Annotated in this window: 11 protein-coding genes; all 11 read right to left on the bottom strand. The window is 41.9% G+C overall.

The annotated features are described in order from the left end of the window. Nucleotides 1-2 precede the first annotated feature (2 nt). Complete coding sequence (locus DL92_RS0103530; protein WP_026666911.1) at nucleotides 3-1,160, bottom strand: FtsW/RodA/SpoVE family cell cycle protein; 1,158 nt, start codon at nucleotides 1,158-1,160, stop codon at nucleotides 3-5. 34 nt (nucleotides 1,161-1,194) lie between these two features. Beyond that, nucleotides 1,195-2,565, bottom strand: a complete 1,371-nt coding sequence (gene murD, locus DL92_RS0103525) for a UDP-N-acetylmuramoyl-L-alanine--D-glutamate ligase (protein ID WP_026666910.1) — start codon at nucleotides 2,563-2,565, stop codon at nucleotides 1,195-1,197. 15 nt (nucleotides 2,566-2,580) lie between these two features. Further along, nucleotides 2,581-3,546 (bottom strand): phospho-N-acetylmuramoyl-pentapeptide-transferase, encoded by a 966-nt coding sequence (gene mraY / locus DL92_RS0103520; protein ID WP_026654311.1) that lies wholly within the window; start codon nucleotides 3,544-3,546, stop codon nucleotides 2,581-2,583. 20 nt (nucleotides 3,547-3,566) lie between these two features. After that, nucleotides 3,567-5,927: a penicillin-binding transpeptidase domain-containing protein gene (locus DL92_RS18095; protein ID WP_051199062.1), complete on the bottom strand. Its 2,361-nt coding sequence runs from the start codon at nucleotides 5,925-5,927 to the stop codon at nucleotides 3,567-3,569. Between the two features lie 19 nt (nucleotides 5,928-5,946). Further along, nucleotides 5,947-6,387, bottom strand: a complete 441-nt coding sequence (locus tag DL92_RS0103510) for a hypothetical protein (RefSeq protein ID WP_026654310.1) — start codon at nucleotides 6,385-6,387, stop codon at nucleotides 5,947-5,949. Between the two features lie 38 nt (nucleotides 6,388-6,425). Beyond that, on the bottom strand, nucleotides 6,426-7,364 hold the full coding sequence (rsmH, locus tag DL92_RS0103505; protein WP_026666909.1) for a 16S rRNA (cytosine(1402)-N(4))-methyltransferase RsmH: 939 nt from the start codon (nucleotides 7,362-7,364) through the stop codon (nucleotides 6,426-6,428). A 9-nt stretch (nucleotides 7,365-7,373) separates the two neighbouring features. Next, on the bottom strand, nucleotides 7,374-7,814 hold the full coding sequence (mraZ, locus tag DL92_RS0103500) for a division/cell wall cluster transcriptional repressor MraZ (protein ID WP_026666908.1): 441 nt from the start codon (nucleotides 7,812-7,814) through the stop codon (nucleotides 7,374-7,376). 227 nt (nucleotides 7,815-8,041) lie between these two features. Beyond that, a complete protein-coding gene (lgt, locus tag DL92_RS18090) occupies nucleotides 8,042-9,043 on the bottom strand; it encodes a prolipoprotein diacylglyceryl transferase (RefSeq protein ID WP_242845831.1) in 1,002 nt (333 codons plus the stop codon). Between the two features lie 15 nt (nucleotides 9,044-9,058). After that, nucleotides 9,059-10,156, bottom strand: coding sequence for a redox-regulated ATPase YchF (gene ychF / locus DL92_RS0103490; RefSeq protein WP_026654307.1), 1,098 nt, complete (start codon nucleotides 10,154-10,156; stop codon nucleotides 9,059-9,061). 135 nt (nucleotides 10,157-10,291) lie between these two features. After that, entirely contained in the window at nucleotides 10,292-11,464 is a 1,173-nt protein-coding gene (locus DL92_RS0103485) for a tyrosine-type recombinase/integrase (RefSeq protein WP_026666907.1), read from the bottom strand. 86 nt (nucleotides 11,465-11,550) lie between these two features. Then, a complete protein-coding gene (locus DL92_RS21230; RefSeq protein WP_242827188.1) occupies nucleotides 11,551-12,177 on the bottom strand; it encodes an excisionase in 627 nt (208 codons plus the stop codon). Nucleotides 12,178-12,600 lie beyond the last annotated feature (423 nt).

Here is a 12,600-nt window from a genome sequence, read left to right as displayed (position 1 = left end):
AACTATCTTCCTATGTTTCTTCCCACATTAAGCGCTATTCCGAGCTCCGCGAGCTGGAAAACAACCGCGGTACCACCGTAGCTTATAAACGGAAGTGTAATTCCCGTATTGGGAATTGTATTGGTAACAACCGCTATATTAAGAATAACCTGAATAGCAATATGTGCCATAACGCCGATAACAAGCAGTGCCCCAAACATATCAGGTGCATTGTTTGCAATGATCATAAGTCTCCAGATAAGAAGAAGGAACATGAGCATTACGGCAATGGCTCCAAAAAGTCCGAGCTCTTCGCATATAACGGAAAAGATCATATCATTCTGTGCCTCGGGAATAAATCCCATCTTCTGCATACTCTCGCCGAGACCTTTTCCGAATGTTCCGCCGGAACCGATCGCATAAAGAGACTGAAGCGTCTGGAAGCCTTTACCTGTCGCATGTCCCTGAGGATCGAGCCATGCGAGAACTCGCTCGGATCTGAAATTTCCTTTTGCTCCCGCGTTCGCGATTATAAGAACCGTAACAGTTGCAAAAGCACCAACCGAAAGCGCTGCCATTACATATCTCTTATATCCCGGAGTCGCAACAAAAAGCATGATAACCGCGATTCCCATTACGATGATGGCAGAACTAAGGTTTTTGGTACACAGACGAATCATTATCGCAAGAAATGCCGGAAATCCTATTGCCACTCCATATCCTCTGGGAGTTAAAAGAAGCTTTTGAAGCCTTAAGATGAAAGCCGCAACAAAAATGATAACAGAAATCTTTGCTATCTCAGCCGGCTGAATAGATCCGATTAAAGGAACCTGAATCCATCTTTTCGCACCGTTGATCTCTTTTCCTATGATAGGAGTCAGGATAAGCAGGACCACTGACGTTGCATACAACGGAAAAGCAAACTTTCTCAAGAACCCATAAGGGAAATAGGACATAAATATCATGGCAATAATTCCACCAAATACTGCTCCGAACTGATGCTTGAAGTAATATGACGAGTCACCGTTCATCTTAAGATTAGCCCAATATGTACTTGTCGAATATATCATTACAAGCCCAAACGCAAGCAAAAAAAGTATTACAAATATCAAACTGTAGTCAACATATGTTTCTTCTCTTTCTCTTTGCCTTCTTAAAACGTTTACTCCGGTTCTTGCCATATCAGATCATCCCCTCATATTTTTTGTCATATTCTCAAAGTCTGTTTACATACTCCTTGAATTTCTTACCCCTTGTTTCGTAGTTCGGGAACATATCCCAACTTGCGCATGCAGGCGAAAGAAGTACCGCTTCCCCTTCTTTTGCGTTGGCACTGCAATATTCAAGCGCCTCCTCAAAAGTATCTTTAAATACAAATTTATTGAATCCATGCTTCTGTGCACATTCTGCAATCTTTTCCTTGGTCTGTCCGATGAGAACAAGCATCTTTACCGTATCGCCAAAGTTCTCGATCCACTCATCGTACTCACTGCCCTTGTCATAGCCGCCACCGATAAGTATTGTTGGCTTTGACATAGCCTTGATTCCCTGAATTGCAGCATCGGGATTGGTTCCCTTGGAATCATTGTAGTAATCTACGCCGTTCTTTGTCGCAACGAACTCGATTCTGTGCTCAACTGCCTTGAATTCGCGAACGACTCTGAGAATTGTTGAAAAAGGAACTCCCATAGCCACAGCCATCGCAATAGCAGCCATAGCATTCTCGACATTACACATTCCGACAAGATTCATATCGTGAATATTCATTACCTTAACCGCTTCGCCGGCGATACTCATGAATATCTCTTCACCATCAAGGTAGAATCCGTCTTTAAGCTTTTCACTTGTTGAAAAGAAAACCACCTTAGCGGGACATTTTTCTCCAAACTCTCTTGTATATGGATTATCGTAGTTAAGTACGCATGTATCTTCCTTAGTCTGGTTGTTTGTGATGTTCTGCTTCATCTCGGCATAGCACTCCATAGTGTGATGCCTGTTTAAGTGATCGGGTGTTATGTTTAAGATAGCCGAAACCTGTGCATGGAAATTATCAACTGCCTCAAGCTGGAAAGAACTTATCTCTCCGACAGTTACGGTGTCTTCCTTCATTTCAAGTGCGCTCTCAGCATATGAAACACCGATATTTCCAACAACATAGCTGCTCTTAAAGTGAGCTTTCATTATCTCTCCTACAAGAGTTGTTGTTGTAGTCTTTCCGTTTGTTCCGGTGATCGCAACAAGCTTTCCTTTTGCAAAGTTATAAGCAAGCTCTATCTCACTCCAGATAGGGATATTTTTTTCCTTAATACGAAGTACCGTAGGTGCATCAAGAGGAACCGCAGGGCTTGGAACCACAAGTGCAAGCTCGTCGAGAACCTCATCGGAGATCTCACCTATGATAATCTCAGTGTTCTCTTTATCCTCTTCATTAAGTTTTTTTACTATATCTTCTCTTGTGACCTTTGTATTTTCTTCAAGCATTACGGGAACGGCGCCAACCTGATGAAGGAGTCTTACCGATCCTACTCCCGATAATCCCGTTCCGATCACAAGTACTTTTTTTCCTGTTATCTCACTAGCTTTCATTTCTCTCAACCTCTGTTATAATCCTGCATATGCTATAAGGCACATGATAATTGTTACTGTTGTAAATACATTAACTACCTTTGTTTCTGACCAGCCGCCCTTTTCAAAATGATGATGGATCGGAGCCATTCTGAAGATTCTTTTTCCGTTTGTCATTTTGAAATAAGTAACCTGCATGATAACGGAAATAACTTCGATAAGGTAGATGAATCCAACGATTACGATGAAAAGAGGCATATTCATAACATATGATATCCCCGCAACGAAACCTCCGATTGCAAGTGATCCCGTATCTCCCATCATTACTTTTCCGGGATAAACGTTGTATACGAGATATCCGAGGAGTCCGCCCATCATAGCCGCAGCCATTACTTCAGCTCCGGTAGATCCGTAGCGCATAGCTGCCAATACAAAAAATCCTGCAACAACAGCCGTTACCGATGCACAAAGTCCGTCAACTCCGTCAGTAAAATTCGTTCCGTTAGCGGTACCAAGTGATATGAAACACAAAAGCGGGATGTTAAATATTCCAAAGTCTATCTCGCTTCCTATAAAAGGAATCTTCATTGCAAGTGTCATATCCGTGCAATTCTCTACATATAATGAAAAGATAATTGCCACAAGGAGCTGTCCCAAAAACTTCTGCCAGGCTCTAAGCCCCAGGTTATGCTTCTTTACAACTTTGATGTAATCATCGATAAATCCGATCACACCAAAACCGAAAGTCAGTATAAGAATAGGAATTACTTCCTTATGAAATGCAGCGTAGGAAACACCTATAATAAAGAAGGGAAGCAAAAAGATAATCCCTCCCATGGTAGGCGTTCCGGTCTTTTTCTGATGAGACTCAAGCCCCTCTTCTCTCTCAGTCTGTCCCGCTTTGAGCTTTCTAAGAATCGCTATGATCTTAGGCCCCGCAAGTACTGCAATAAGGCATGATGCACATACCGGTATCAAAGTTCTTACAATATAATCATTCACGTAAATACCCCCAATGAATTTTAATTATTTGCAGTTTCTTTAGGCGCGTCATCTGAAAGCTCATCCTCAAATGCACTGCTACCCAATTCATATCCGCTATCAGGATCAACTAAATTTCCTGTGTTCGGGTTAATATAATACCCCGTCTCAGGGTCAACGTCAAATGATTTCCAGATAGGCTCCTTATTTTCTTCTGTCTCTTCTTTTTGTTCTTCAGAAGAATTTCCCTCAGCAGCTTCGTCTTCCTGATTTTCCTCTACTTTGGGAGGTGCGGAAGTAATACCGTATTTTTCTCTGAACTCATTAAGTTCCTGCTGCTGTTTCTCTGTAACTTCCTCTGTCATCGGATATCCGAGATAAGGAAGTGCTTCTGTAAGAATATTATGTACAATTGTTGTAGCAAATCTAGCATTATCCTGCTTGATCGTATTGGGTCTGTCCACAACAACATATATCGAGATCTCCGGATTATCTGCAGGCGCATATCCCATAAAAGAAACTACGTAGTTTATCTTATCACGCCTACCATTGATACTCATCTCGGCAGTTCCGGTCTTGCCGCCAATCTTATATCCGACAGGTACGGCTGTTGTTCCTGTACCGCCTTCCTGAGTAACAGTGTTGCAGTACTCAACTATCTTCTCTGAAGTGCTATCGGAAACAGTCTGTTTAAGGAGTCTCGGCTCGATATTCTTTATTGTGCTTCCGCTGCTTGAAAGAATCTTTTTTACAACATGAGGCTGATAAAACTTACCGCCATTAATTAAGGAATTAAAAGCAGTTATCATTTCTATCATGGTACAGTTGTAACCCTGACCGAATGAGTATGTCGCAAGATCGGACGGAACCATTACGACATCCCCGTTCTTACTGTTCTCACCGTTTTCTCTGTGTATCATCACATCGGTATCCATGAAAGGTTCACCCGGAAGATCAATATTGGTCTTAAGTCCAAGTCCAAGGTTTTTCTGATATTTTGAAAAAATATGTATTCCCGTCGCCTGAGCAACATGCATCATTGCAACGTTACATGATTTCTGAATACCCTGCTGAACAGAAATAATTCCGTCACCGCCTGTGTTATGGCAGTGAATTTTATGTCCGCCGACTTCAAGATATCCTCCGCAATTATATGTCTCATTACCCGTGATCTTTCCGCTGTCAAGGCCTATGGCAACAGTAATAGGTTTAGAGACAGATCCGGGCTCATAGGTATCAGATATGCAGAAGTTCTTCCACATCGCTTGCAGATTTGTAACTTTCTGCTCGTAAGTTTCGGCATCATCAGAATTATTTAACTGCTCTGCTCTTTCCGCTGTAATATAGACAGGGTTTTTAGTATCATCATCTACGACCTGCTCTACATCTCCTTTTTGGATTTTAATATTACCTTCTTCATCCAACACATCTTCTGTGTATTTATGAAGCTCGGGCATTCCGACAAGTTTGGAAGCATCCCACGGATTGTTAAGGTCAAAGTTGGGGTAGCTTGCCATTGCAAGAATCTCGCCGGTATTGATGTTCGTCATAATGCATCCGACGTTCATTGCACCGTTTCCCGGACGAACTTTTCCTTTGTTCTCTTCATTAAATACATTGAGATATTTCTCAACAACCGCCTGAAGATGGCTGTCTATAGTAGTAACTATGCTATTACCGTCTATTGCAGGAATTGTTGTTCTTTCAAGTTTTAAGTCATCATCAAGATAACCATACTCTCTTCCTTCAACTCCTCCCAGAATATCGTTGTACTGTTTTTCAAGTCCCCACTGTCCGACATCATCGGCAGAAGTAAATCCGATAACATCACTTGCCAAAGTATTCTCGGGATATTTTCTTATATATTTGGCTTCAAAATATACACCTTTAAGATTTTCTTTTGACGCATAATCCTGAAAATCTTTTATCTCGTCGTAGCTCAGTTTTTTTGCCAGAATGTAATACTTCTTATCCGAATTTTTTTCCAGATAATCCTGTATCCATTTAAGGTCGATCCCGTTTGCACTCATCTGTGCGGAAAAATACTTATTTAGCGCATTAAGCGTAAGCTGGATTTTATCTTTATCCTTATCTTTATTTTTATCTTTATCACTGAGAAGTACGTTTGCATTAAGGATCAGATTATATACCTTCTCACTCCACGCGAGCGTGCTTTCGTTACAATCAAGGATCGAACCCCTTTTATAAGGAATGGTTGTCGAATCATATCGCTGCTGGGAAAGAACTTTTTTCTCATATTCCTTGCCGTTATTGGTAGTGATACTGATAAGTCTCGCTCCTAATCCAGCAAAAGCCAGTAATACCAACATAAAAAGTACTACCAGCTTTTTCTTCATTCCTATTGTAAATTTCTGCACATTTTTAGTTTTAACAGTTTTCATGGCAAAAGATATTTCCTTATTACTTATTTGACGCCTGCGGTATAGGTGCGAGCTGTCTTACATAATCGTCGCCGCCATCGTCAGTGTATTTTACGATCTGGCCGTCATCAGCATAAGTCATACCGAAGCCAATAGCCGCCTCTTTTATCTCATCAAGGCTCATCCTGCCGTTGGCTCTGTTATAGTTCTCGTCATTATCCTGTTTTAAACTGTTCAGCTGTTTCTCAAGCTGGGCTATATTTTTCATACTGGCAGTAACTCTTGACTGAAGCGAAATATAAAAAGCCAAAGTTCCTACCATTACAACCATTGCAAAAGACAAGAACAATAAGTATCCAAAACTCATATGATGGCGTTTTTTATGTCTTCTTAAAGGCTCCTGAACATGGACTCTTCTACGCACATGATCAGGTTCATATACTCGTCTGACTGTGTTGCCATAGATGTATGCGTTAGCCATATTCATTCTCCTTTCTGTTTTAGTGTGTGATCGGACCGTCACAGCGCTCTCTCAAAAACTCTGAGCTTTGCACTCTGCGATCTCTTGTTTTCAGAAAGCTCTTTTTCACTTGGAAGAATAGGCTTTCTTGTTATTACTTTGCCCTTTGAAACTTTACCGCAAACACAGACCGGGAAATCCGGCGGGCATGTGCATGGCTTTTCATTGGTCCTGAAATTATTCTTCGTTATCCTGTCTTCCAATGAATGGAAAGTGATAACGCAGAGTCTTCCACCGGGATTTAAAAAGTCAATAAATCCGTCAAGCGAACCTGACAAAACGTCAAGCTCTCTATTCAAAGCAATTCGTATTGCCTGATAAGTCCTCTTTGAAGGATGTCCGCCCTTCTCTCTCATCTTTGCAGGTATCGCAGCCTTGATGATCTCGTTGAGTCTGAAGGTCGTCTCTATGGGGCTCTTCTCACGCTCTATGCAAATGTGCTTTGCTATATTCTTAGCGAATTTATCTTCGCCAAAGTCTCTTATAATATGAAAGATCTCTGTCTCTGAATAGTCGTTGACTATATCTCTCGCTGTAAGCTGCTGTCTTTGGTCCATTCTCATATCAAGAGGCACATCCTCTTTGTAAGTAAAGCCTCTCTCGGCGTTGTCAAGCTGGTATGATGACACTCCAAGATCAAGTAAGATTCCGTCAACTCCCGTAACCCCAAGCTCTCTTAGTCTCTTGACAGCATTCTCGTAATTGTCTCTGATGACTGTAACTCTGTTCTTAAACGGCTCAAGTCTTTTGGTTGCGGCTGCGATAGCGTCCGCATCCTGATCTGTTCCGTAAAGGTGTCCGCCGGCGGTAAGCCTTTCCGCTATGTGAAAAGAGTGTCCGGCTCCTCCGAGAGTTCCGTCCAGATATAATCCATCCGGTTTAATATTCAGATTATCAAGCACTTCCTCAAGAAGTACAGAATAGTGATTGAATTCCATGTGTTTACCTTAGATACTTAAGCCGTATTCGCTCATCTTGGCAGCAATTGAATTGATATCATCAAATGTGCTTGCCTTCTCCCATTCAGCCTTACTCCAGATCTCAGCTCTGTTGCCGACTCCGGCAATTATAGCCTCCTTCTCGATCTTGGCATGCTGCAGAAGATTTGCCGGAAGAAGTATTCTTCCCTGCTTATCGATTTCTGCGTCAATAGCACCGGCGATAAAGAAACGCCCTAACATTCTGGCCTCGGGTTTATCCATAGGAAGTGATTGAAGCTTCTCTTCGAACTGTTCCCAGCCCTCTTCGGCGAATACGAAAAGACAGCCGTCAAACCCCTTGGTAACCACAAATTGTTCACCAAGAAGTTCACGGAATTTAGCAGGAATTATGAGCCTTCCTTTAGCATCGATGGAATGGCTGTATTCACCTTTAAATGCTGTTCCCACTTATCTCCCACTTTCAACCACTTTTTAACACTTTTTACCACCTGAAGTCATTATAAAACAAAATTAATCATTAAACAACCTTAAAAACATAAAATTTTAGTAAAGTAATTAGCTTAGATATTGTCGTAATTAGCACATTTTTAGCATAAAAAAGGAGCCTCTTTCGAGACTCCTCTTAATCGATTTTAAGCTAAAGTAATTTCTGCTATTGTGTTTCCGTTATCTTTTTATTCTTTATTTTCTGATTCAATTTCGTTATTCATTTCTTCCTGAGCTTTTTCACCCTCAATTGCTTCGGATTCAGGCTCAGATTCTTTATCCGCTTCTTTTTCCTGCTCTACCACGGCTTCTGTGCCACCAACTGCAACCTTTGAAAGTCTTACTCTCGTGACTACCTCAGCAACAGCCGCAAATACAAAGCAGCACAATCCTATCATCATGGAAATCGGTATCTTGGTATTGGCAAAAAAGAGCCTATCCGTTCTCACATGCTCTATCCATGCTCTTCCGATTCCGTATCCGCCAAGATACATGAGTGTGATCTCACCATCGAACTTCTTGTGCTTTGTATAAAGAAGAACTATTATAAGAAGTCCGAGATTCCATAAGCTTTCATAAAGAAATGTCGGAGAAACCTGAATGTAGTTTGCTCCGTTCATGTGCTCTATCATGAGATCCGAAACATCGCTGCTTCTGACCATTTCAATAGGAAGTCTCATGGCAAGAAGTCCGTCCGTATACTCACCGAAAACTTCTCTGTTGGTAAAATTCCCCCATCTTCCCATTACCTGCCCGAGAAGAAGTCCCGGCATAACGGTATCGGTAAGCTTTAAGAACTTGCATTTTTTCACTCTTGAAAAAATGTATATCGTCGCAAATCCCGCAATAACACCGCCATATATCGCAAGTCCGCCGTTTCTTATCGCAAGGATTCCAAGAAGATCATCCTTGTAACTGTCCCACGAAAAGATGACGTAATACAATCTCGCTCCTATTATGGAAAAGATAATTACATATACCGCAAGGTCCCAGTAAATATCGGGGTCTTGGTCTGTCTTTTTCGCAACATTCGCTATAAGAAAAAGAGCAAACAAAAAGCCGAATCCGATTATCACTCCGTAAAGTGCAATGGTAAATCCGAACACTTCAAAGCTTTTAGGGACATTGTGCAGATATATGTGCAGATTAGGAAAATCTATGTCCATTCTCCCCATATCACCGGCTGTCATAGTATTCCTCCCGTATTAAACATTGAATCTGAACAGAATAACATCTCCGTCCTGAACCACGTACTCTTTTCCTTCCATACGTACGAGTCCCTTCTCTTTTGCTGCCGCAATAGAGCCTTCGCGAAGAAGATCCTGATAATTGATAACTTCCGCCTTGATAAAGCCTCTCTCAAAGTCAGTGTGAATCTTACCTGCTGCCTGAGGTGCCTTTGTTCCGATCTTGATAGTCCAGGCTCTTGTCTCATCTTCTCCCGATGTAAGGAAGCTCATAAGTCCGAGAGTCTTGTAACTTGCGGCAATGAGCTTATCAAGTCCCGACTCTGTAAGACCAAGGCTTTCAAGGAACTCAGCCTTCTCGTCTTCATCAAGTTCTGAGATCTCAGCCTCGATCTGCGCACTGATAACGAATACTTCGCTTCCTGTCTTGGATGCAAGTTCTTTAACGGCAGCAACATATTTGTTTGATGCACCGTCATCCGCAAGATCTTCGTCCTTAACATTAGCCGCATAAATTACGGGTTTCCATGTAAGAAGATCAAGACTGTTTACAAATGCCTTCTCCTCCGGATCTTCAAACTCAAGTTCTCTTGCCATCTTATCAGCTTCAAGAACTTCTTTTATCCTATTTAATATATCAAGCTCTTTTGCTGCAGTCTTATCCATTCTTGCAGTCTTGGCAGTCTTGGCGATTCGGCGCTCAAGAACTTCAAGATCGGCAAATACAAGCTCAAGGTTGATTGTCTCTATATCACGCACGGGATCAACACTTCCGTCAACGTGAATAACGTTTGTGTCATCAAAGCATCTAACCACATGCACGATTGCATCAGTCTCACGAATATTTGCAAGAAACTGGTTTCCAAGTCCCTCACCCTTAGATGCTCCCTTAACAAGTCCCGCGATATCGACAAACTCTATAGTAGCAGGTGTCACCTTCTTGGAATGATAAAGGTCCCCAAGCTGCTTAAGTCTGTTATCCGGAACAGCAACAACGCCCACGTTAGGGTCAATCGTAGCAAACGGATAGTTCGCAGCAAGCGCTCCTGCATTTGTAAGTGAATTAAAAAGAGTTGATTTGCCAACGTTGGGTAAACCTACGATTCCTAGTTTCATTTTTATTCCTCCATGCCCGTAAATACGGGTTTTTTTGTTTCACCATGTCTGATTTTCGCAATTTTTACGCCAGAAATGATAAGTTTTTATTATTTTTTTACTCCCCAAAATTTTGGTGTAAAAAAACAAGGCAACTTAAACTGCCTGAAACTGCATCATCGCAACCTGTAATGAATCGTCTGTAACATGTACATAAGTATCCATTGTGGTTGACAACTGTGCATGTCCTAAAATCTTCTGTAAAGACTTAGGATTAACTCCTCTTTCGACGCATCTGGTTGCGAAAGTATGTCTCAACGCATGCATGCTGAATGGCTTAATATCAGCCTTTCTGCAAAGCTTCTCCAGATTGGTATCATACGTTGAATTCTTGGTTGGCTCGCCGGTACGGCAGTTGATAAAAATCAAATCCTGCATGCACACTTCGCGTACCAAACCGGTTCTGGGATCTCTGAATGTAAGTACCTGAGACAGTACCGGCGATTCCTTTCTGGTCTCCCTTTTAATATATAACTCGAAAAGAATATCATACGCTTCATTGGTAAGAGGAATGGTTCTAAATGCTGACATCGTCTTAGGCGGGCCGACTCTCCAGGCTCCGCTCTCATAACGATATTCCATCGTCTTATCAACTGTAAGCGTTCTCTTTACTCTGTCAAAGTTATCCCAGGTAAGACCTACCAGTTCACCCGTTCTTAATCCCGTTTGCAATACTAAGCGAAAAGCCTTGGCATTGCTGTTCTTGTCGGCATACGCAAGGAAAATGTTCTGTTCCTCTAAATCCAAGAATCGAATCGGCTTCTTCATCTTGTTACATTTGAAATCAACACCATCCAGCGGATGCCTCGTAATCAAGTCGTTCTTCAATGCTGATTTAAACATAGAGCCTATACAGATGTATGTCTGATAGATGGTGGATTTCGCGTAATATGGTTCCATATTATTTAAAATCTGCTGGCAATGCATTGCCTTCACATCTACTAAGAGCATATCACCGATCGCATTCTTTACATCGCTGTAATAACGATCTGTATAGTTACGAATGGTATTGGGTGACAGGTTGCTCTTGAAAGTCTTCAACCAGTAATGAAACCATTGGTCTACCGTCATGGTATACTCTATGGATTCTTCACCTTCCTGCTCATCCTGAAGCTTGTTTCTCATATACCACTTTCTTGCATCAGCAACAGTATCGAAACACTTCTCTACTCTACGTCCTCTTCTGCTTGTAAATCGTGCCGAGTAGCGACCATCTTTGCGTTGCATGATGCCTTCGCCCATCTCCCGGCCTCTTAAATCTTTTCCCATAAAACGCTCCTTTTCATATTAAAAAGAGCATCCTCATGCGTATAACAAAATAACACAGAAACGCGATATTTTCAAGCATAGCACAACTACAGCAAGCTGATGCCACGCAAATACTCATCGAATGCTTCTCTCTTGATCAAAACCTTTTTTCCCACCTTAAACGAAAACTTTGTCATGGGATCTTTGCACAATTCCCTGATGCGATTGACACCTATATTGGAATATTCTGCAGCTTCCTCAACGGTTAGGGAAACCTTGTACCATATCGGTACGCCAATTCCGCTACTTTTTTCACTCCCCAAACCGAAAGAATCCAGTATTTCTGCAGCTTTGCCCCTGGCGTAATTTACGCCACTTGCTGGCGTAAAAAGTCCCAATTGTATCTGCAATGTCTTATCTATATGGGAAATCATGAATTTATCATTTAAATGTCCTATATACCGTGCCAACTTGCCGCGGCTAATTGTAGTTATCTGTTCAGCCATGGATGCCGATTCCTCATCTAATCCTCCCATATGATCCAGGATGGCATGCGTCGGGAATCCTTTGCTCCTATGAATTTTGGTTGTAATTGGTATCACGGTGATTGTTGGTGAATATCTGTTACCTTTATTATTCTGAACGACGATTACAGGCCGTTCTCCTCGCTGTACAGACCCTATATTATCTCCCAAGTCTACCAAATATATATCACCACGTTTTATCTCTTTCATATGTGTATTCTCTCCTATAATTATGAAGTAAAAAGAAGGCACCCACTGCCAGTACACAGCGGAATACCTTCTTAAAATCAAACAGTTATATGTTCCCCTATTTGCCCACGGCGCCCCGGAGAACGGGAAATCACTAAGCGGCTGCAGCACAGCTCCATAGGCTCAACCCTTCCTGCGGTTCTCGCAAGACCGCTCCCATTACGATGAGTTGTGGCTGAGCGGAAGTATCATTATACCCGTAGCTGTCATCGCCAGTGCCGGTGCTACCGACATTCCAGTGAGGCTATATCGCGCAAGGCGTACCTTTGGGGCTACATACTACAGGAACGTACTTAGTGAATGTATATTCTCTTGTCAAAGTACAGACAAGGGAAAATCCCTTCACTAATAACTACAGAAATAAGGGGAATAATAAGTCTATTT

Origin of the sequence: Butyrivibrio sp. AE2005, from assembly GCF_000686965.1 — a bacterium.
Taxonomy (GTDB): domain Bacteria; phylum Bacillota; class Clostridia; order Lachnospirales; family Lachnospiraceae; genus Butyrivibrio; species Butyrivibrio hungatei_A.
The sequence above is the reverse complement of the archived record's forward strand: the minus strand, read 5'-3'. Positions and strand labels throughout refer to the sequence as shown.

Coding starts and splice junctions, on each gene's coding strand:
- rsmH (WP_026666909.1), bottom strand. CDS start 7,364: ATGGAATTCAATCACTATTCTGTACTTCTTGAGGAAGTGCTTGATAAT.
- murD (WP_026666910.1), bottom strand. CDS start 2,565: ATGAAAGCTAGTGAGATAACAGGAAAAAAAGTACTTGTGATCGGAACG.
- lgt (WP_242845831.1), bottom strand. CDS start 9,043: ATGACAGCCGGTGATATGGGGAGAATGGACATAGATTTTCCTAATCTG.
- DL92_RS18095 (WP_051199062.1), bottom strand. CDS start 5,927: ATGAAAACTGTTAAAACTAAAAATGTGCAGAAATTTACAATAGGAATG.
- ychF (WP_026654307.1), bottom strand. CDS start 10,156: ATGAAACTAGGAATCGTAGGTTTACCCAACGTTGGCAAATCAACTCTT.
- DL92_RS21230 (WP_242827188.1), bottom strand. CDS start 12,177: ATGAAAGAGATAAAACGTGGTGATATATATTTGGTAGACTTGGGAGAT.
- DL92_RS0103485 (WP_026666907.1), bottom strand. CDS start 11,464: ATGGGAAAAGATTTAAGAGGCCGGGAGATGGGCGAAGGCATCATGCAA.
- DL92_RS0103510 (WP_026654310.1), bottom strand. CDS start 6,387: ATGGCTAACGCATACATCTATGGCAACACAGTCAGACGAGTATATGAA.
- DL92_RS0103530 (WP_026666911.1), bottom strand. CDS start 1,160: ATGGCAAGAACCGGAGTAAACGTTTTAAGAAGGCAAAGAGAAAGAGAA.